The organism is Enterobacter cloacae complex sp. IR5459, assembly GCF_049238005.1.
Taxonomy (GTDB): Bacteria; Pseudomonadota; Gammaproteobacteria; order Enterobacterales; family Enterobacteriaceae; genus Enterobacter; species Enterobacter hormaechei_C.
In genome coordinates this window covers 159,352-180,088 of record NZ_JBMKIG010000004.1, presented here as the reverse complement: position 1 = coordinate 180,088, position 20,737 = coordinate 159,352, and the positions used below count along the sequence as shown (strand labels likewise).

Annotated in this window: 17 protein-coding genes and 1 other RNA gene; 8 read left to right on the top strand and 10 right to left on the bottom strand. The window is 57.3% G+C overall.

The window, feature by feature from the left end:
- Positions 1 to 5 precede the first annotated feature (5 nt).
- From ACOTX4_RS10280 to selO, 5 genes are all read left to right on the top strand, one after another.
- Positions 6 to 557 (top strand): glutathione peroxidase, encoded by a 552-nt coding sequence (locus tag ACOTX4_RS10280; protein ID WP_003857800.1) that lies wholly within the window; start codon positions 6 to 8, stop codon positions 555 to 557.
- Entirely contained in the window at positions 557 to 1,312 is a 756-nt protein-coding gene (btuD, locus tag ACOTX4_RS10275; protein ID WP_421635372.1) for a vitamin B12 ABC transporter ATP-binding protein BtuD, read from the top strand. The genes ACOTX4_RS10280 and btuD overlap by 1 nt, the downstream gene beginning before the upstream one ends.
- Positions 1,313 to 1,384: 72 nt before the next feature.
- Complete coding sequence (locus ACOTX4_RS10270) at positions 1,385 to 1,849, top strand: NlpC/P60 family protein (protein ID WP_015570730.1); 465 nt, start codon at positions 1,385 to 1,387, stop codon at positions 1,847 to 1,849.
- Between the two features lie 293 nt (positions 1,850 to 2,142).
- Positions 2,143 to 2,856 carry an EAL domain-containing protein gene (locus tag ACOTX4_RS10265; RefSeq protein WP_003857794.1) on the top strand — a complete coding sequence of 238 codons (714 nt, stop codon included), beginning with the start codon at positions 2,143 to 2,145 and terminating at the stop codon, positions 2,854 to 2,856.
- Between the two features lie 61 nt (positions 2,857 to 2,917).
- The gene (selO, locus tag ACOTX4_RS10260; RefSeq protein ID WP_045332104.1) at positions 2,918 to 4,360 is read left to right on the top strand and encodes a protein adenylyltransferase SelO; all 1,443 of its coding nucleotides are present in this window, start codon (positions 2,918 to 2,920) and stop codon (positions 4,358 to 4,360) included.
- Here selO and ACOTX4_RS10255 read toward each other — a convergent pair.
- The 8 genes from ACOTX4_RS10255 to ppsR form a co-directional block, all read right to left on the bottom strand.
- Entirely contained in the window at positions 4,357 to 5,136 is a 780-nt protein-coding gene (locus tag ACOTX4_RS10255) for a heme ABC transporter ATP-binding protein (RefSeq protein WP_023324502.1), read from the bottom strand. The two genes, selO and ACOTX4_RS10255, sit on opposite strands and share 4 nt — an antisense overlap.
- Complete coding sequence (locus ACOTX4_RS10250; protein ID WP_045332103.1) at positions 5,129 to 6,121, bottom strand: FecCD family ABC transporter permease; 993 nt, start codon at positions 6,119 to 6,121, stop codon at positions 5,129 to 5,131. Before ACOTX4_RS10250 ends, ACOTX4_RS10255 begins: the two co-directional genes overlap by 8 nt.
- A complete protein-coding gene (locus ACOTX4_RS10245) occupies positions 6,121 to 6,939 on the bottom strand; it encodes a heme/hemin ABC transporter substrate-binding protein (RefSeq protein ID WP_045332102.1) in 819 nt (272 codons plus the stop codon). Before ACOTX4_RS10245 ends, ACOTX4_RS10250 begins: the two co-directional genes overlap by 1 nt.
- On the bottom strand, positions 6,936 to 7,964 hold the full coding sequence (chuS, locus tag ACOTX4_RS10240) for a hematinate-forming heme oxygenase ChuS (protein WP_032661763.1): 1,029 nt from the start codon (positions 7,962 to 7,964) through the stop codon (positions 6,936 to 6,938). The genes ACOTX4_RS10245 and chuS overlap by 4 nt, the downstream gene beginning before the upstream one ends.
- A gap of 35 nt (positions 7,965 to 7,999) precedes the next feature.
- A complete protein-coding gene (locus tag ACOTX4_RS10235) occupies positions 8,000 to 9,982 on the bottom strand; it encodes a TonB-dependent hemoglobin/transferrin/lactoferrin family receptor (protein WP_032609038.1) in 1,983 nt (660 codons plus the stop codon).
- Between the two features lie 76 nt (positions 9,983 to 10,058).
- Positions 10,059 to 10,247 (bottom strand): hemin uptake protein HemP, encoded by a 189-nt coding sequence (hemP, locus tag ACOTX4_RS10230; RefSeq protein ID WP_045332101.1) that lies wholly within the window; start codon positions 10,245 to 10,247, stop codon positions 10,059 to 10,061.
- Positions 10,248 to 10,458: 211 nt separating this feature from the next.
- The gene (gene aroH, locus ACOTX4_RS10225; protein WP_023315935.1) at positions 10,459 to 11,505 is read right to left on the bottom strand and encodes a 3-deoxy-7-phosphoheptulonate synthase AroH; all 1,047 of its coding nucleotides are present in this window, start codon (positions 11,503 to 11,505) and stop codon (positions 10,459 to 10,461) included.
- A gap of 150 nt (positions 11,506 to 11,655) precedes the next feature.
- A complete protein-coding gene (gene ppsR, locus ACOTX4_RS10220; protein WP_017384644.1) occupies positions 11,656 to 12,489 on the bottom strand; it encodes a posphoenolpyruvate synthetase regulatory kinase/phosphorylase PpsR in 834 nt (277 codons plus the stop codon).
- 335 nt (positions 12,490 to 12,824) lie between these two features.
- Between ppsR and ppsA the strand changes: the two genes are divergently transcribed.
- The 3 genes from ppsA to ACOTX4_RS10205 all read left to right on the top strand — a co-directional run bounded on the left by ppsA (position 12,825) and on the right by ACOTX4_RS10205 (position 19,217).
- Positions 12,825 to 15,203 carry a phosphoenolpyruvate synthase gene (gene ppsA, locus ACOTX4_RS10215; RefSeq protein WP_023305974.1) on the top strand — a complete coding sequence of 793 codons (2,379 nt, stop codon included), beginning with the start codon at positions 12,825 to 12,827 and terminating at the stop codon, positions 15,201 to 15,203.
- Positions 15,204 to 15,437: 234 nt separating this feature from the next.
- Complete coding sequence (locus ACOTX4_RS10210) at positions 15,438 to 16,838, top strand: MFS transporter (RefSeq protein WP_045332096.1); 1,401 nt, start codon at positions 15,438 to 15,440, stop codon at positions 16,836 to 16,838.
- A 3-nt stretch (positions 16,839 to 16,841) separates the two neighbouring features.
- Positions 16,842 to 19,217, top strand: coding sequence for a glycoside hydrolase family 3 N-terminal domain-containing protein (locus ACOTX4_RS10205; protein ID WP_045332095.1), 2,376 nt, complete (start codon positions 16,842 to 16,844; stop codon positions 19,215 to 19,217).
- A gap of 5 nt (positions 19,218 to 19,222) precedes the next feature.
- Here ACOTX4_RS10205 and rprA read toward each other — a convergent pair.
- An RNA gene (gene rprA / locus ACOTX4_RS10200) (antisense sRNA RprA) lies at positions 19,223 to 19,330 on the bottom strand.
- Between the two features lie 209 nt (positions 19,331 to 19,539).
- Positions 19,540 to 20,655 (bottom strand): AI-2E family transporter YdiK, encoded by a 1,116-nt coding sequence (gene ydiK / locus ACOTX4_RS10195; RefSeq protein ID WP_015570721.1) that lies wholly within the window; start codon positions 20,653 to 20,655, stop codon positions 19,540 to 19,542.
- Between the last annotated feature and the right edge of the window lie 82 nt (positions 20,656 to 20,737).

Below are 20,737 nucleotides of genomic sequence, written 5' to 3'. Positions count from 1 at the left end.
ATGCTATGCAGTCTGATATTCTGAATACCGAAGTGACGACCATTGACGGCGAGAAAACCACGCTGGTAGGCTACAAGGGCAAGGTGCTGCTCATCGTGAACGTGGCGTCGAAATGTGGCCTTACGCCGCAGTATGAACAGCTGGAAAACATTCATAAAGCCTGGGAAAAAGACGGCTTTACCGTACTCGGCTTCCCGTGCAACCAGTTCCTGGGCCAGGAGCCGGGCAGCGAAGAGGAAATTAAGACCTTTTGCAGCACAACCTATGGCGTGACGTTCCCGATGTTCAGCAAAATTGACGTGAACGGGGAAAATCGTCATCCGCTGTATGCCAAACTGGTGGCCGCGGCGCCGACCGCCGTTGCGCCTGAAGAGAGTGGTTTCTATGAGCGTATGGCGAGTAAAGGCCGCGCGCCGCTCTATCCGGACGATATTCTGTGGAACTTCGAAAAATTCCTGATTGGACGTGACGGTCAGGTCGTGCAGCGTTTTTCGCCTGACATGACGCCTGAAGATCCTATCGTGATGGAATCAATCAAGCTGGCGCTGGCGAAATAATGACGCTGGTGATGCAGCTCACGGACGTTGCCGGGAAGGGACGTCTTGAGCCTGTGACTGCCGCAGTCAACGCAGGTGAAATCCTTCACCTGGTTGGGCCAAACGGCGCCGGAAAAAGCACGCTGCTGGCTCGCATGGCGGGGCTGACCACCGGGGAAGGAGAGATAACCTTTCTCGGGCAATCGCTCGTCGACTGGCTACCCGCTACACTTGCCTCCCGTCGAAGCTACCTGGTTCAGCAGCAGGTTCCGCCCTTTGCGATGCCCGTCTGGCACTACCTGACGCTGCATCTGCCTGATAAAAATCAGGTGGGCTTGCTCAACGAGGTTGCTGCGGCGCTCGGGTTAGACGATAAGCTCACCCGGCAGGCAAATCAGCTTTCCGGCGGCGAGTGGCAGCGCGTGCGTCTGGCCGCCGTTATCCTTCAGATCCATCCGGCGGGAAATCCTCACGGGCGGATGCTGCTGCTGGACGAGCCGATGAGCGGGCTGGACGTTGCCCAACAGGCAGCGCTGGATGCCCTGCTCAGCGCGCTATGTCGCAAGGGGATCGCCATTGTGATGAGCAGCCATGATTTAAACCATACGTTGCGCCACGCGCATCGGGTGTGGTTGCTGGCGCGTGGCAAACTGATTGCCAGCGGAACGCGCGACAACGTGCTGACGGCCGCCAATCTTGCGAGCGCTTACCACATGTCGTTCCGGAGGCTGGATATTGAAGGCCACAAGATGCTCATTTCCACGGCGCAGGAATAACCTTTCTTGCACAGTCGCATAGATGCACGCTAAATTACCGAAAGAACAAAAAAAGCAGAGGATTCGTCTGAAATGCGATTCTGGTTTCTCCTTGTTGCGGCGCTATTTCTTGCAGGATGCAGCAGCCATCGTGCACCTCCGCCCAACCCACGGCTTTCCGATTCCATTACGGTCATTGCCAGCCTGAACGATCAGCTCAGCAACTGGCGCGGCACCCCTTATCGCTACGGCGGCATGAGCCGGGGCGGGGTGGATTGCTCAGGATTCGTGCTGATGACCTTCCGCGATAAATTTGACCTCCAGCTTCCGCGAGAAACGCGTATGCAGGCGAAAATCGGCACTGAAATTGATAAAGACGAACTCCTGCCCGGCGATCTGGTCTTTTTTAAAACGGGCTCCGGTGAAAGCGGCCTTCATGTCGGCATTTATGACACCGATAATCAGTTCATTCATGCCTCGACCAGCCGTGGCGTGATGCGCTCCTCTCTGGATAATGTTTACTGGCGTAAAAACTTCTGGCAGGCCAGACGTATTTAACCGCTGCATAAAAATGCAGTGCGGAGGGCCTGGCGGTGAAAATAGACGTCAGGCTTTTCTTGCGGGTTGATTAAAGTTAAATTTTTTGCCCAATTATTTATGTCCGCATGTGCCTGTTTTATCTAAAACTGGCTATTATTCAATAACCAGGATAAAATTAATTAAGATTCAGGGAAAAATCTGAAAATTAATACGGAAAGAATGAAATTAACCTTATTAAAATCAAGACAGTGGAATTGTGCCTGCAATTGCTCCAGGATGTTCTCTCTCATCTTTAATGCAGGACAAGCGCGATGATTATTACGCTAGATAATGCTTACCAGTCTGAACTTTTACTCCTTCCGGCGCGTGATAGTGCAGGTTTGCTTAAAGGTTTAGAGATTTTGGTTAACTTTACTGGCGTGGGTGCGGACGTACGGATCCCGACTGAACTGGTTATCCCCCATCTTTCTCAGGAAGATGAATTAGCGCTGTTTCAGGAGAAACTACAATTACTCGATACCTGTAAGCTATTTTTTATTCAGCATCAGTTAATTGCATGGATCAATATTACACCTGCAATTGTTGAGTTTTTATTAACTAATGAGAACGCTGTTTCAATCCTTGAACGATATCCGTTTCTTGAGTTTACTGTTAATGAGAACTATCCAGGTTTAAATAACGGGAAAGACGATCCCTGTCTGGCAAGAATGGCGATCCATTTCCCCTTAGTGCTGGCTAACTTCGGTGCAGGGGCTGCGTCCCTTAAGCCGGTTTATGATGGTCTGTTCAAACGGGTGGTTCTGGATAAAAACTTTATCCAGCAGCGTGTCTCGGCACTCTCGTTTGAGCCTTTTATGCGCGCTATTCTCTGGCAGATCGCGCCGCACTGTCAGTCGGTCATGGTCTCGGGAATTGACGATCACGGCATCTTACAACGCGTGCTGCCATTCAATTTTGGTGCAATGCAGGGAAGCCTGTGGCCTGCCGTCCCGGCAGAGCGGGTCACGACTCTCGTACAGCAATAACCCCTTTCTTCGCCCGTGTTTACGTCCAGGGAAACCCTCTACACTTAAAGCAGGAGGACTTATGACCCTGTCTTTTACTGCTCACTGGCACGATGAATTACCCAGCTTTTACACCGCGCTTAAGCCAACGCCTTTACAAAACGCGCGTCTTATCTGGCATAACGATGCATTAGCGGATTCGCTTGGCATCCCTTCGACGCTTTTTCAGCCAGAAAAAGGCGCCGGCGTCTGGGGCGGCGAAACGCTGCTTCCGGGCATGAAGCCGCTGGCTCAGGTCTACAGCGGACATCAGTTTGGCGTCTGGGCGGGACAGCTCGGCGATGGCCGCGGTATCCTGCTGGGTGAACAAGTTCTGCCGAATGGCGAAACGCTCGACTGGCACCTGAAAGGGGCAGGGCTAACCCCATACTCACGCATGGGAGATGGCCGCGCGGTGCTGCGTTCAACCATACGTGAAGGTCTGGCTTCCGAGGCGATGCACGCTCTGGGGATCCCTACCTCACGTGCGCTGTCCATTGTCACCAGCGACACGCCGGTGGCCCGCGAAACGATGGAGCAGGGAGCGATGCTGGTCCGCGTGGCGGAAAGCCATCTGCGTTTCGGTCATTTTGAACACTTCTACTATCGCCGCGAGCCGGATAAAGTCCGCCAGCTTGCCGATTACGCTCTTCGTCGTCACTGGCCGCACCTGCAAAACGAGCCGGACCGCTATGTTCTCTGGTTCCGTGATATTGTTGCGCGCACCGCCGCAATGATTGCCCGCTGGCAGGCCGTCGGCTTTGCCCACGGGGTGATGAACACCGACAACATGTCCCTGTTAGGGCTGACGTTTGACTACGGTCCGTACGGCTTCCTTGATGACTATCAGCCGGGTTACATCTGTAACCATTCGGACTATCAGGGGCGTTACCGTTTCGACAACCAGCCTGCGGTGGGGCTGTGGAACCTTCAGCGGCTTGCACAAAGCCTGTCGCCGTTTATCGACGTTGATGCCCTGAACGATGCGCTGGACAGCTATCAGGAGGTCCTGCTGCGGGAATACGGTGTGTTAATGCGCACCAGGCTGGGGCTGATGACGCAGGAAAAAGGCGATAACGCGCTGCTGAATGGGCTGTTTGCCATCATGGCGCGTGAAGGCAGCGACTATACCCGAACCTTCCGTATGCTGAGTCAGACCGCGCAGCAGAGCGCTGCGTCACCGCTGCGCGACGAGTTCGTCGATCGACAGGCGTTTAATGACTGGTTTGCCGCTTACCGGGCGCGTTTACAGCAGGAACAAATTGATGACGATACCCGCCAGGCGCGGATGAAGGCGGTTAACCCGGCGATGGTATTGCGCAACTGGCTGGCGCAGCGGGCCATTGAGCAGGCAGAGCAGGGGGACTATACCGAGTTGCATCGGCTACATATCGCCCTGCGCACGCCGTTTGCCGACCGGGAGGATGACTATGTCAGCCGCCCGCCGGACTGGGGCAAGCGGCTGGAAGTGAGCTGCTCAAGCTAAGGGGCGAGAAAAACCTGCGGCGCGGCGTGCGCCGGATGTCTGCCGACGTGCACCTGCGCACCGTACCAGCGTGCCAGCGCGTCGGCCTGCAAAACCGTCTCCGGTATGCCCTGAGAAACAATCCTGCCGTTGTGTAACAGTAGGATCCGGTCCGACCATAATGCGGCAAGATTGAGATCGTGCAGCACCACGCAGGCGTGAAGATGGCCCTGACGGGTCAGCGATTTCAACAGGCGCAGCAGATGCTGCTGGTGGTAGAGATCCAGCGCGGAAGTGGGTTCGTCGAGAAACAGCCAGCCGCGTGGCGTTCCGTCACGCCACAGCTGCGCCAGCGCGCGGGCGAGCTGGACGCGCTGCTGCTCGCCCCCCGAGAGGGCATGATAGCGCCTGCCGGCCAGCGGCAGGCAACCGGTCAGCTGCAACACCTCACGCACAATTGACGGTTCCGGGTGACGCGTCCAGGGCGCACGCCCCATTCCAACGATCTCCTCCACCTGCCAGTCAAATCCAGGCTGAGATTGCTGGCGCATCACCGCCCGATAGCGCGACAGCACCTGCGGATGCCATTCATCCAGCGCTTTTCCCGCCAGCGAACAGCCTCCGCTGTCGGGTTTCAGATAGCCGGTCAGCAGCCGCAGCAGCGTGGATTTCCCCGCGCCGTTGGGGCCGATCAATGTAACCAGCTCTCCCTGCGACAGTGACAGCGAAACGTTATCTGTCAGCGTGCGGCCAGACCGGGTAAAAGTCAGATTTTCAGCCGTATAACGTTCAGCCATGCTGTTCTCCACGACGAAAAATGAGCCATAAGAACCAGGGAGCGCCAAGGATACTGGTGAGCAGGCCGACCGGCATTTCTGCCGGGGCGACCAGGGTGCGCGCGACCGTATCCGCCACCAGCAGCAGTAAAGCGCCCGCGAGAACCGTTCCGGGGAGGGTTGCCCGGTGATCGGCGCCCAACCACATGCGCATCAGGTGCGGCACCACGAGTCCGACAAAGCCAATCACGCCGCTGACGGCGACAGCCGCAGCGACCAGCAGGGCGCTGCATAACAGTAATATTCGCTGTACAAGGGCAACGTCCACGCCAAGGTAATGCGCTTCCTCTTCACCCAGTTGCAGTAAATTTAACGCACTGGCACAGCGCCAGATCGCCAGAGCGGCAGGCACCATCAGCGAGGTCACGGCGAGCAGCGTGGACCACTGTGCCTGACCAAGACTTCCCATTCCCCAGAGTGAAAGCTGACGCAGCTGGGCGTCATTGCTGACCCACGAAAGCATACCCACTGCCGCACCGCACAGGGCATTGATGGCGATACCCACCAGCAACAGACGTGACAGAGAGGTGTCATGCTGCTTGCTGAGCAGGAAGATCACGCCTGTGGCTGCCAGCGCCCCAAGAAATGCCGCCAGCATAGGGGCGTAGAGCATCACCAGCGCGGGCAGCGCGAGCGGGAGCACCACCCACAGGGCGACGGCCAGCGCCGCACCGCTGCTGATCCCGAGCAGGCCCGGGTCGGCAAGCGGATTGCGGAATAGCCCCTGCATGACGCAGCCGGCGAGCGCCAGCGACCCGCCAATCACCAGCGCCAGCAGCACGCGGGGCAGACGGATGGTGAGCCAGATCTGGCGTAGCGTCCCATCGCTGCCGCTCCAGAGCACGTTCACCGGCAGGCGTAACGCCCCAAAACCGGTAGCCATGATCGTCATGACGGTAAGCGACCCCGCCAGAAGCCATAACGATAATGTGATGCGCCGGGACATCAGGGCAGTTGCTCCGCTCTGGCACGCAGCTGTTGTATGGCTTTCGGCGTGCGGACGCTGAAGCCCAGCAGGGCCATGTCATCAATAGCCAGCACCTGCTTGCTTCGTCCCGCTGGCGTTTGCGCCAGACCGGGCAGTTTCCACAGATTTTCTTCGCCGCCCAGCGCGTTAAGGCCCTCCTGCGAAATCACCACCAGATCCGGCTGGCTGGCTATCACCCCCTCCTGGGAAAGCGGCTGATAGCGGGTAAAGCCCTGCATGGCGTTCTGCAACCCGGCGGCGCGTATTGCCGCATCCGCACCGGTCTGTTGCCCGGCCGCCATTGCGGTCATTCCGCCGTGGCTGAGGATAAACAGCACCCGCTTGTTGAGCGGTGTTGAGGGCAGTGCCGCCAGCGCCTGACGCAGCGAGTTGCGCAGGGTTTCCCCTTGCGCCTCATGATGCGTCGCCTGAGCTATCACCCGTACTTTTTCGTCAATCGCGCGCAGGTCAGGCGTGCCGGGAACGGTAACCACCCGGACGTGGCTCTGTTCAACCTGCTTCAGCGCCAGAGAGGGCTGCGCCTGGTCGCTTGCCAGCACCAGCGTCGGGCGTACGGACAAAATCCCCTCCGCATTCAGCTGGCGAAGATACCCCACGTCAGGCAGCGCGTTTGTCGCCTGCGGCCACTGGCTGGTACTGTCGCGCGCAACCAGAGAAGACTCCGCGCCGAGGGCGTAGACGATCTCCGTCACATCGCCGCCGAGGGCGACAATTCTCTCCGGCGCGGCGACGGCGACCAGCGGCAGGGCGCAGAGCAGGGCAAACCAGTTTTTCATGCGGCCAGCCCTTCTGGCGTCAGGGCGTCAATCTGGCGACGCCACTGGCTCTGCTCAGGCTCGCCTTCGGTACGCTGCCCATAGAGCTGGGCGATCTGAGTGCCATCCGCAGCAAACAGCTCCAGGCTGGTGACGTGACCGTCCGCCGTCGGCTTGCGCGTTACCCACGTCTCCGCGACGGCCTCCTCCAGCAGGTGCAGGGTAAAGGTTGGGTTGAAGATGTTCAGCCAGCCTTTCATGGGCGTCAGTTTTTCCACCACACCGGTGAAAATCTGCACGCAGCCGCGGTTGCCGACGAAGATCATGATTTCGTTTCTGTCCTGTCGCGCCGTCTCCAGCAGCTGTGCCAGCGCGCTGTTATCCACCTTACAGGCCAGATCGTCACTCACCAGACGAAACGCCTGCTGGCGGCTCAGGTTATGGCGCTTCAGTAAGCTAAAGAACTGATGCACGTCGGTCATGGCGCGCCACTCTTTCTCCACCGAGCCTGCATCAGCACCGTCGGAATGCGCAGGGGACTCGACAGCCTTTAGCGCCAGAGCGGGGTTATCGGCAATGATAAAACGGGTCAGCACGTCGCCCCAGGCGGCAACGTCGGTGTGATCCGTGGTGTAGACCTTAAGTAAAGCGTCGCCCTGATGATCGAAGAACTGAATGCTCTGACGTTCGCCGCGGGAGGTCGTTTCACTTATGTGAAACGCGCTCGCCCACTGGTTGAGGAACAAACGCAGATCCAGCGCACGCGGATTTAGCACCAGCCCGGCGTGGCCGCCGAGGTGCTGGTTAGTAAACGCTCCGATCTGTTCATGAACGGCGTATTCGTTACGGCAGATGCATTTGGTTTCCCCCACCGACTCCAGCGCCGCCAGAATCTCACGGATTTCACCGCGCAGCCGCCAGGCGTCGTGTCCAACGCGCGCAAATGCCAGCTCTGCTTCGCTGATGTGCATTAATCCGGCGATATCACGGGCGTACTTACCCGGATGTTCTTCTTTAAGCTCAAGCCAGCGTGTGTAGTGACCCATAATCTTATCCTTCTGAATCGTTGCCCCGAAGGGAATTACCATTGATAACTGACGAAGATCTTGCCGTTGCGGCCATCCTGCGGGATGCCCTGCGGTGACCAGTAGGCTTTGTCGAAGGCGTTCCCCAGCACGAGGGTGGTGGTGATGCCTTTGAACTGCTGCTGACCTTTATAGCTGACGTAGAAATCATTCACTGCGTAGCCAGGCTGCTCGCTGTAGCTGCTGCTGATATGCGTTGAACGTTCGACGAAGGTGCCGATCCAGCCCACGGAGAATCCGCTTTGCGCCACCGGGATATCCAGCTTGCTGGTGACGGTGTCCGGGTTGATGCTGGAGATGTATTCGCCCGTGTCGGTATCTTTCCCGCGCGTGCGGTTGTAGGCCACGTCCAGGTTGAACAGGCTGGTCGCGTAGGTTGCCATCATGTCCCAGCCCCAGATTTTGGCATTTGGTACGTTATAGGACATGGTGGTGGCCGCCGCAAAATCGACGGTAGTGGAGATGTAATCTTTCGCTTTGGTGTCGAAGTAGCTGGCTTTGAACTCCAGCGCGTCGTTGGCGAGCAGCAGATCGTCAAAACGCAGCCCAAAACCGAACTCCTGGGTTTCGTTAGTTTCCGGACGCAGGTTCGGGTTCGGCACCCAGTAGTTGGTGTAGAAGCTGCCGATAGAGAAGTGCTTCGAGTCGTTATACATCTCGCCCATCGTTGGCGCGCGGAAGGCCTGGGCGTAAGAGCCGAACAGCATCAGCCAGTCGGCTGGACTCACGGTTAACCCGGCGCGTGATGACCACTTATCCGCATCCACGTCATCGTAACCGCTGCTGCTGCCGCGGTAGTTGTCGTAACGCGTCCCGCCGAGAAGCGTTACCGGCAGGTCGCGCAGGGTAATCTCATCCTGCAACCAGCCGGAGCTGAAGTCGATTTTAGCGTCCGGGAAGCCGGTGGTCGCGCCGCCAGGGTGTTGCTCCTGACGATAGTATTCCCCGCCGTAGGTCAGCAGGTGCGAGGCGAAGGAGTCGCTGAACAGGCGGGTGCGGTTTTCGACTTTGCCGCCTTTGGTGGTCTGCTTACGGAACTCACCGCTGGCGTCGATGTTCTGGGCGTTAATCCGCGCTTCGGACCAGTAAATTTTCGCATCGGCGTTCAGCCAGTTGTTTCCGGCTGGCGCAATGCGGTAGCCAAGCTGGGCATCGCGCTGAATGGTGGAACGATCGGTCATCGGGTTACTGCTGCTGGCATCCGTGGTCTGCGGATTTTTCGGCTCCTGCGCGTCGTTGTTGTAGTAGCGCAGGGAGCCGCTCAGCGTCTGCGCCGGATCGATTTTCCAGCTGCCTTTCGCCAGCATATTGTTGATGGATTCGTCGTTTGGCGCCCTCGCGCCGTCACTCTGGCGGATGTCGCCGCGATCGCGGCTGGACCATGAGACCAGGCCGTCCAGGGTATCGGTGCGGCCATAGGCGCTGGCGCCCATCCCGATGCTGTGATCGCCTGTTGCACCGGTAGCAAATACGCGATAGCCGCTGTTTTTACCTGCATCCAATAGATCGCTGGCGTCGACGGTGTCATACGAAATTACGCCGCCCAGCGCGCCGCTGCCGTACAGCAAGGCGGAAGGGCCACGTACCACTTCGATACGTTTGATCAGTGCCGGATCGAGGAACGTGCTGTTCAGGTGTCCGGTATCGGTGCCCTGGCGCACGCCATCCACCAGCACCAGCACGCCACGGCGGTCATAGCCACGGAGGTTAACGTCCTGACCGTTGGTGCGCCCGGTGCCGTCCAGCGTCAGACCGGGCACCTTGCGCAGCAGGTCGGCAGCGGAGCTGGCGGTCTGGTTTTCCGGCGCGGTGGCGTCAATCACGCTCACCATCATGGGGGCTTCAAAGGCGCTGCGGGCATTGCCGGTGGCGGTGACGGTGATCTCGTCTGCGGCAGCAAACGTAACGCCCGGCAGGGTGCTGACAATCGCCAGCGCCAGAAGAGACGGGCGTAAAGACGCGGATTGCAGGTGTGGCATAGCAACTCTCCATAAGAATTGAAAAGCGCTGGCTGCCTGGGGATCACCTGGGTGGCTGGCGAATGTGTTGTCTGGTTTATTTAGTCAGGATCAGTTTTCCGGCATTGGTCTGGCGCAGCAGGTAGTGCTGGCCGTCATGCTCGATAATGACCCGTCCCTCCTCACCCAACAGGCTTTTACTGTCGATTCGGCGATCGGTGGGAGCAGGGGACGGCGCTGTGTGTGTTTTTGAAGGCGTTGCCGCGCTGTTATCGGTCGGTGACATAATGTTTATAAATAACAATCAATGTAACAATGATAATCATTATCAATAAACTGCAAATTCACAGCAAGCGTTTTTGTGAAAATTGTGTGACGGGATCAAATTTGGGGGAGAGATGCGGTCTGACGCCCTCACCCCGACCCTCTCCCACGGGGAGAGGGAGAAGGGCACGAATCGTAGGCCGGGTAAGGCAAAGCCGCCACCCGGCAAGGGGTTAGAAGCGCGAATCTACCGCAGACGCCAGCATCTCCAGCAGCCGTTCGCTGTCTTCCCAGCTCAGGCACGGGTCGGTGATTGACTGGCCGTAGACCATTTGCTGTCCGGCAACGATCTTCTGCGTGCCTTCTTTGATAAAGCTCTCCGCCATAATTCCTGCAATGGCGGTCGAGCCGCTGCGGATCTGCTGGCAAACTTCCTCGCAGACGTCCAGCTGGCGGCGGTGCTGTTTCTGACAATTGCCGTGGCTGAAATCCACCACCAGATGCTCGGGCAGGTCAAATTCCGCCAGCGTTTCGCAAGCGGCGGCAATATCTTCTGCATGGTAATTCGGTTTTTTACCGCCACGCATAATGATATGTCCGAACGGGTTGCCGCTGGTCTGGTAGATGGTCATCTGGCCGTTTTTATCCGGGGAGAGGAACATATGGCTGGCGCGTGAGGCGCGGATGGCATCTACGGCAATTCGGGTATTGCCGTCCGTTCCGTTTTTGAAGCCCACCGGACAGGAGAGCGCCGACGCCATTTCACGGTGGATCTGACTTTCGGTGGTACGCGCGCCAATCGCGCCCCAGCTTATGAGGTCGGCAATAAACTGTCCGGTCACCATATCCAGAAATTCGGTGGCAGTCGGCACGCCCAGCTCGTTAACCTGTAACAGCAGCTTGCGCGCCAGCGCAATACCGTGATTCACCCGGTAGCTACCGTTCAGATCCGGATCGGAAATCAATCCTTTCCAGCCCACGACGGTACGCGGCTTTTCAAAGTAGGTACGCATCACGATCTCCAGGCGATCCTGATACGTGCCGCGCAGCGTCTGAAGGCGTTGTGCATAATCCATTGCCGCGTCCAGGTCGTGGATGGAGCAGGGGCCAATCACCACCAGAAGACGTTTGTCTTCACCATTGAGAATTTTTTCGATGCGGCGACGGGAGGCCGTCACATGGTCCGCCACCTCGGCGGAAACGGGATGCAGCCTGGCCAGTTCAGCCGGTGTGACCAGGCTATCAATGCGCGCGGTGCGCAGTTCGTCGGTTTTGTTCATGGAATGTCTCAGAAATTTTTTGCTTCATCGGCAGACTACCGGGAAGTGATGGGCATCACCTTAAACCAATCCCTGCTGATTTCAAGTTCGGGGCACGTCGCCCCGAGGATGGCATGATAATAACTGAAACTGAATTAATGTACTAGCGTATTAGTACATGCGGCGATTTAGCCCCATGATATCGAGGATCTTGGTGGCAATTTCTTCTACTGAATAGTTGGTACTGTTCAGCCAGGGAATTTGATTTTTCCGGTACAGCGCTTCGACTTCAGAGACTTCCATTCGGCACTGGCGCATCGAGGCGTAGCGGCTGTTCTCGCGACGTTCTTCGCGGATCGCCGCCAGTCGTTCCGGGTTGATGGTCAGCCCAAACAGCTTATGCTGGAGCGGCTTGAGCGCGGCGGGCAGCACCAGGTTATCCATATCATCGGCAATAAAGGGGTAGTTGGCGGCGCGAATGCCAAACTGCATTGCCAGGTATAGGCTGGTGGGAGTTTTACCGCAGCGCGACACGCCGAGCAAAATCACCTGCGCCTGGTCGAGATTGCGCAGCGAGATCCCGTCGTCGTGCGCCAGGGTGTAGTCAATAGCGGCAATACGCGCATCGTATTTGGTCAGGTTACCGGGGTTCAGCCCGTGGGTACGGTGGGCGATCGGCGTCGGATCGAGCTTCAGCTCGCTTTGCAAGGGGGCAACCAGCGCCTGCACGATGTCCTGACAGAAGCCCTCGCTTTGCAGAATGATATTGCGGATCTCAGGGATCACAATGGAATAGAACACCAGCGGACGAACGCCGGTCTGCTGGTAAATGGCGTCGATCTGATCCTTGACCGCTTTGGCCCGGCTCTCATTTTCCACGAACGGCAGCGTGATGCTGTTTATCGATACCGGAAACTGCGACATCACCGCGTGTCCCAGCACCTCGGCGGTAATCGCCGTCCCATCAGAAATATAAAAAACGTGGCGATCGACAGCATTATCCATTTTATCCACCCTGAATAGCGTACGTAATTGCCTGAAAGCATAAATTAAAAAAGTTAATTTCACAGCAAAGAACTTATCTGAATTTAAAATGAAATGGTGTTTTTGATTTTCCTGAAAAGTGGATTTCATTTTTCGATTAGCGGCTTTATTTCTAAGGTTTTTGCCGGAATCTATAGGAATCATCGGGTTAGCGAATGGCGGGAAACTGTCCGAAAAGTTGAAAATTTAAATTGCTTACACGATTCACCGTTTTTTTAGCGGAAATAAATATGCCAGTATAAATACGTAGTCAGGTGTTTCTTACTCCGATCAAATATCACAAAAGGATTGTTTCGATGTCCAACAATGGCTCGTCACCGCTGGTGCTTTGGTATAACCAACTCGGCATGAATGATGTAGACAGAGTTGGGGGCAAAAATGCCTCCCTGGGTGAAATGATTACAAATCTGTCCGGTATGGGTGTCTCCGTACCTAACGGGTTTGCCACAACCGCCGATGCGTTTAACCTGTTTTTAGACCAGAGCGGTGTAAACCAGCGCATTTACGACCTGCTGGATAAAACGGATATTGATGATGTCACCGAGCTTGCCAAAGCCGGCGCGCAAATCCGCCAGTGGATTATCGACACACCTTTCCAGCCGGAACTGGAAAAAGCCATCCATGACGCCTACAACCAGCTCTCCGCTGACGACGCGCAGGCCTCCTTTGCCGTGCGCTCTTCCGCTACCGCAGAAGATATGCCGGATGCCTCTTTCGCCGGGCAGCAGGAAACCTTCCTCAACGTCCAGGGTTACGAGGCGGTACTGGTGGCGGTGAAGCATGTGTTTGCTTCCCTGTTCAACGACCGCGCCATCTCCTATCGCGTCCATCAGGGCTATGACCACCGCGGCGTCGCGCTCTCCGCAGGCGTACAGCGCATGGTGCGCTCCGACGTGGGCTCTTCCGGCGTGATGTTCTCTATCGACACTGAATCCGGCTTCGACCAGGTGGTGTTTATCACCTCCGCATGGGGTCTGGGCGAGATGGTGGTGCAGGGGGCGGTGAACCCTGACGAATTCTATGTGCACAAGCCTACGCTGGCGGCTAACCGTCCGGCAGTGGTACGCCGCACCATGGGCTCGAAAAAAATCCGCATGATCTATGCCCCGACGCAAGAACATGGCAAGCAGGTCACCATTGAAGATGTGCCGCAGGAGCAGCGGGATCGCTTCTCCCTGACCGACGCCGAAGTGGAAGAGCTGGCGAAGCAGGCGGTGCAGATTGAAAAACACTATGGCCGTCCGATGGACATCGAGTGGGCCAAAGACGGACACACCGGCAAGCTGTTTATCGTGCAGGCGCGTCCGGAAACCGTCCGTTCACGCGGTCAGGTCATGGAGCGCTACACCCTGCACGCGCAGGGCAAAATTGTCGCGGAAGGCCGCGCAATCGGCCACCGCATCGGTGCCGGTCCGGTGAAAGTGATCCACGACATTAGCGAGATGAACCGCATTCAGCCAGGCGACGTGCTGGTGACCGACATGACCGACCCGGACTGGGAACCGATCATGAAAAAAGCGGCTGCCATCGTCACCAACCGCGGTGGCCGTACCTGTCACGCGGCAATCATTGCCCGTGAGCTGGGGATCCCGGCGGTAGTCGGCTGTGGTGACGCGACCGAACGCATGAAGGACGACCAGAACGTGACGGTCTCCTGTGCCGAAGGCGATACCGGTTACGTGTATGCTGATATCCTCGACTTCAGCGTGAAAAGCTCCAGCGTGGATACCATGCCGGATCTGCCGCTGAAGATCATGATGAACGTCGGCAACCCGGACCGCGCGTTTGACTTCGCCTGCCTGCCGAACGAAGGCGTGGGCCTGGCGCGTCTGGAATTTATTATTAACCGTATGATCGGGGTGCACCCGCGTGCGCTGCTGGAGTTCGACGACCAGGACGCAAAACTGCAAAACGAAATCCGCGAGATGATGAAGGGTTACGACTCGCCGAGAGAGTTCTATGTTGGTCGTCTGACGGAAGGGATCGCCACGCTCGGCGCGGCCTTCTACCCGAAACGCGTGATCGTGCGTCTGTCGGACTTTAAGTCCAACGAATACGCCAACCTGGTGGGCGGCGAACGCTACGAGCCGGAAGAAGAGAACCCGATGCTGGGCTTCCGCGGCGCCGGACGCTACGTGTCGGAAAGCTTCCGCGACTGCTTCGCGCTGGAGTGCGAGGCGGTAAAACGCGTGCGCAACGACATGGGGCTGACCAACGTGGAAATCATGATCCCGTTCGTCCGTACCGTGGATCAGGCGAAGGCGGTGGTAGATGAGCTGGCGCGTCAGGGGCTGAAGCGCGGCGAGAACGGGCTGAAGATCATCATGATGTGTGAAATTCCGTCTAACGCCCTGCTGGCAGAGCAGTTCCTGGAGCACTTCGACGGCTTCTCCATTGGCTCGAATGACATGACGCAGCTGGCGCTCGGCCTGGACCGCGACTCCGGCGTTGTCTCTGAGCTGTTCGATGAGCGTAACGAGGCGGTGAAAGCGCTGCTCTCCATGGCCATCCGCGCGGCGAAGAAACAGGGTAAATATGTCGGGATTTGCGGCCAGGGTCCTTCTGACCATGAAGACTTTGCGGCCTGGCTGATGGACGAGGGAATTGATAGCCTCTCCCTGAACCCGGACACCGTGGTGCAGACCTGGCTGAGCCTGGCAGAGCTGAACAAGTAAAACCTGCATAATCTGAAAAAGGCGAGGATATCTGTCCTCGCCTTTTATATTTTCCTGCGAATATGCTCACCATCACAAATAAAGCAAAAAACCAAATATCATAATTTATCTGTTAATTTAGACAATTGTTAGCGGGCAGGGCGTTGCTAATACTTGAGCCTTACCGCGTACATCCGTCGGGATGATGCGCGACTGGTTGAAATACGTTTTAACCTGATAAAAAGGCAAATAACAATGACAATCTCCTCTGTATTACGTACCAAAGATAAAATAGGTTATGGCCTCGGCGATATGGCCAGCGCGCTGGTCTGGCAAACGGCAACGTTATTTCTCGCTTATTTCTATACGGACGTATTCGGTTTGCCTGCCGCCATTATGGGCACCATGTTTTTAGTGGTGCGCGTGGTCGATGCGTTTGTCGACCCGTGCATTGGCGCGCTGGTGGACCGCACTCAGACCCGCCACGGTCGTTTTCGTCCCTGGCTGCTCTGGTTTGCCATTCCGTTTGGCGTGAGCTGCCTGATTACCTTCTACGTACCGGATGCCGGGCAGACGGCAAAAATTGTCTATGCCTGCGTAACCTATGCCATCCTGAGTCTGATCTATTCTGCGATTAACGTCCCTTACTGTGCCATGCCCGGCGCGCTGACGCTCGATCCGCGTGAACGTCACTCGCTGCAATCCTGGCGCTTTGGCCTGTCGTTTATCGGCGGGTTGATTGTAACGGTCATCGCGCTGCCGCTGGTCTCATTATTAGGCCAGGGGAATGTGCAAAAAGGCTATTTCTATGCCATGAGCCTGATGGGGCTGCTGGGCATTGTTTTATTCTTCTGCTGCTTCTTTATGACCCGGGAGCGTTACTCGCCGCGCAATGACACCTCCGGTTCGATGCTGACGGATTTAAAACTGCTGGCCGCCAATAGCCAGTGGCGAATAGTTTTCCTGTTTAATATTTTACTGTTAACCGCCGTCGTGACGCGTGGCTCTGCGACCATGTATTACGTTAACTATGTTCTGTTACGTCCGGAACTGGTTTTTGCCTTTATTGTTTCCGGCATGATGGCCTCCTTAAGCGGCGCATTATTATCTGAACGCCTGCTGGGGAAATTTGACCGGGTGCGTGCCTATCAGTGGACCATTATTTCTTTCGTTATTTTTGGCGCGCTGATTTTCTTCATTCCGCCTTCGCAGGTGTGGCTGATATTCAGTCTGAATATTGTGTTTAGCTTTATTCAGAACCTGACCACGCCGCTGCAATGGACCATGTTCTCCGATGTGGTGGACTACGAAGAACACCGTAGCGGCCGCCGCCTGGACGGGCTGGTCTTTTCAACCGCCCTGTTTGCCATCAAGTTTGGGCTGGCGCTGGGTGGGGCGGTGGTCGGTTGGGTGCTTGGCATGGTGGATTACGCTCCGGGTCAGGCAAACCAGGCGCCTCATGTTCTTGCAACCATCAATGCCCTGTTCACCCTGATCCCCTGCGCGCTGTTCCTCTGCATGGTGGCGCTCCTAGCTATCTACAAACTTAACAGCCGGCTGGTGGACAGCATCGCCCGCGAGCTGGCCAGCAAACGCGATAGTCGAAACGATGCGGGGCAGCTCAGCCCGGCAACCCAATCCGCACTACAGGAGTAAACCATGACTGCGATCTACAAGGACGCGGGACGTCCCGTACACGAGCGTGTCGCTGATTTACTGGCGCGTATGACGCCGGAAGAGAAATTTGCCCAGATGCACGCGTACTGGCTGATCCTCGATGAACACGGCAACCACCGCGAGCGCAGCGATCTGAGCGATGAATTCGCTGGCGTGAGCGAACAGGCGTCCCTCAACGAAAGGCTGAAGCTCGGCGTCGGGCAGATCACCCGTCCGCTCGGCACGCACATTGTTAATGCAAAAACCGGCGTGCGTGCCGCCAACCGCCTGCAACGCATGATGATGGAGGAGACCCGGCTCGGCATTCCGGCGCTGTTTCATGAGGAGTGTCTGGTGGGGCTGCTGTGCAAAGATGCAACCTTGTTCCCGTCGTCGCTGAACTACGGTTCCACCTGGGACCCGGCGCTGGTGCAGCGCGCGGCGGAGCAGATTGGTAAAGAGGCCCGATCCGTCGGTTGCCAGCAGGGGCTGGCCCCGGTGCTGGATGTCTCGCGCGATGTGTGCTGGGGACGGACGGAAGAGACATTTGGGGAAGATCCGTGGCTGGTAGGGGTGATGGCGACGGCGTACGTGAAGGGGTTGCAGGGCGATAAGCGCGATCTGCTGGCGACCCTGAAACATTACGTCGGCCACTCCTTCAGCGAAGGGGCGCGCAACCATGCGCCGGTCCATCTCGGTTTCAGCGAGCTAAACGATACCTTCCTGCTGCCGTTTGAGATGGCGGTGAAGCTGGCCAACGCCGGTTCGGTGATGCCAGCCTATCACGACATTGATAATCAGCCAGGGCACAGCGACCATTTCCTGCTCACTACCGTGCTGCGTGAACAGTGGGGCTTCGACGGCATTATCGTGGCGGATTACGGCGGCGTCAGCCTGCTGCACCAGCACCACGGAATTTCTCACGATCCAGCGGAATCGGCGGCGCTGGCGTTTAACGCCGGGCTGGACGTGGAATTGCCGAAGGATGACTGCGCGCGTCATCTGGCGGAAGCGGTAGAGCGTGGGCTTATCTCAATGGCGAAAGTGGATGAGATTGTGGCGCGCGTGCTAAGTGAAAAATTCCGTCTCGGGCTGTTTGAAAAACCGTACGCCGACGAAGACGGCATCGATTTGCAGAGTGAGGCGACCCGGCAGGTGGCGCGCGAGGTGGCAACAAAATCGATCACGCTGCTGGAAAACAACGGCATATTACCTCTCGGCGGAAAACCCCGTGTAGCGGTGGTGGGGCCGACGGCTGACGATCCGCTGGCGCTGCTGAGCGGCTACAGCTTCCCGGTTCACCTGATCATCAGCGATATGGTTGAAGAGACCTCACAGGTAACGACGCCGCGCGCGGCGCTGGAACAGTACCTTGGCGCATCGCTGATACGTTACGCCAAAGGGTGTCACATTATCGAAAAACGGATGGCGGGCGCGCCGGTGTTCCCGGGCGACAGCGGCGGTAAACCGATGCAGCAATCGCCGGTTTCACAACGTATGGATCTGATCCCCGACGCCGTAAGCGCGGCAAAAGAGAGTGACGTGGTGATAGCCTGCGTCGGCGATCTCGCCGGGCTATTCCAGAGCGGCACCGTGGGGGAAGGCTCGGATACGGATTCGCTAAACCTGCCGGGCGTGCAGCAACAGCTGCTGGAGGCGCTGGTGGCAACCGGTAAGCCGGTGATTGTCGTCATGACGGGCGGGCGTCCTTATAACCTTCAGGGGCTGGAAGAGAAGGTGGCCGCGCTGATGATGGCCTGGGCGCCGGGGCAGGAAGGGGGCTGGGCGATTGCCGATGTCTTAACCGGCCGCGCGGAGCCGCAGGGCAGGCTGGTAGTGAGCGTGCCGAAAAACGCCGGGGCGATGCCGTACTACTATAACCACAAGCTGAAAAGCGGCGGCACGCCGTTTGCGTTCCATTTCGGCGCACTTTACCCGTTCGGTTACGGTCTCGGCTGGACGCAGTTTCGCTGGGGCGCGGCCCGCCTGGCTGAAAGCCGCGTCCCGATCGACGGAGAGGTGGCGTTAAGCGTCGATATCACCAACACCGGCGAGCGCAGCGGCAGCGAAGTGGTACAGGTGTACGTACGCGATAAGGTCGCCACGCAGGTGCGTCCGCTTCAGGAGCTGAAAGCGTTCCAGCGCGTTACGCTTTCACCGGGAGAAACCGCCACGCTGACCTTTACCCTGCCGGTGGAGATGTTTAATTTCACCCGCCGGGACGGAAAGCGAATTGTCGAGCCAGGGGAGTTTGAGCTACAGGTTGGCGCGTCCTCGGCGGATATTCGCGCGGTGGTGAACGTGCAGGTAAGCGGAAAGACGCGGGTACTGGCGGGGGATTGGCGGATGCTTAGTCGCTGTGACATTACACTGGCGTAAAAAGGATAAAAAAAAGCCCATCGTGGGAGATGGGCAAAGACTACACACAGCAATTCGTTGTTTCACTCAGGGGATTTCCATGCTTATAAATCAAGGTGTTGATTTATAACCGTGTCTTAATAGTAGGCATGCCAGGATTTTGAGTCGATCGGATTCGTCTCAATAGTTAAAGGCAGGTAAAGATTTCTTGAAGAGAATGACGGTTTTAGGCAGGAAAAGGCGGGTCTGACCAGTGTGCAGAGAATAAATAGTTTAGCAACGTTTAAGTATTGCTGTGGAGAGTGTAGGCCGGGTAAGCGTTAGCGCCACCCGGCATCCGTTCTTACTGCGCGTTCTTATCTTCCAGCTCTTCAAGTTCGCTTAAGATGACGTCTGGATCGGTTCCCGGCGGCGGTACTTCATGCACCCAGGCGGAGAAGAGACGCCAGGTCACCGCTAGCAGAACCGGACCGATGAACAGGCCAATCATGCCGAAGGCAATTAACCCCCCGATTACCCCGGACAGGATCAGAATCAGCGGCAGGTCAGCGCCCATGCGGATGAGGAGGGGACGGATCACGTTATCCATGGTGCCCACCACGCAACTCCAGACCAGCAGCACCGTGCCCCAGGTCGTATCCCCCGTCCAGTAAAGCCAGATAATGCAGGGAACCAGCACCAGCAGCGGACCGAGCTGCGCCAGACAGGTCATCAGCATGACGACGGTGAAAATGGTGGCATAAGGTACGCCGGAAATCGCCAGCCCGATTCCGCCAAGTACAGCCTGCACCAGCGCTGTGACCACCACACCGAGCGCCACCGCGCGGACGGCCTGGGCTGCCAGCAGCACGGCCGCATCGCCGCGTTTCCCTGCCAGTCGGGTGGCGAAATGACGTACCCCCAGCGCAACCTGCTCGCCGCGCCAGTACAGCAGGGCGCTGAAGACCAGCATCAACGTACAGTGCATCATGAAGCGACCGATGTGCGCAGCCTGCCCCACAAACCAGGTGGTGGTTGTGCCGATGTACGGACGCACTTTGGCCATCAGGGCGCTACCGCCCATCTCCAGCAGGCTGTGCCAGCCGCTGTACAGTTTTGCGCCCACAACAGGAATACTGTTCAGCCACGCGAGATCCGGCAGCGTCATATCACCGCTGGTGACCGCGCGAATAACCGGGCCGCTACTGTCAACCAGGCTGTTAACCAGTAGTGCAATGGGAATAATAAACAGCAGGAACAACAGCAACGTCATCACCAGCACGGCCAGGCCGCGGCGACCAAACAGCAGTTTCTGCAAACGCAAGAGTAAAGGCCAGGTGGCGACGACGACGGTCGCGGCCCAGGCAAATCCGAGCACGAAAGGACGAACAATCCACAGACACGCAATAATCATAATGGCTAAGAACAGCACCGACAGCAGTATCTGCGCGACATCCCTGGGCTGACGAAGATTGACCATAAACGAAACTTTCCTTAAATGAACACCAGCAAGGCTGATGGGAATATAAACCGCATCTCTCTAATCATTAGTGATTTCAGCG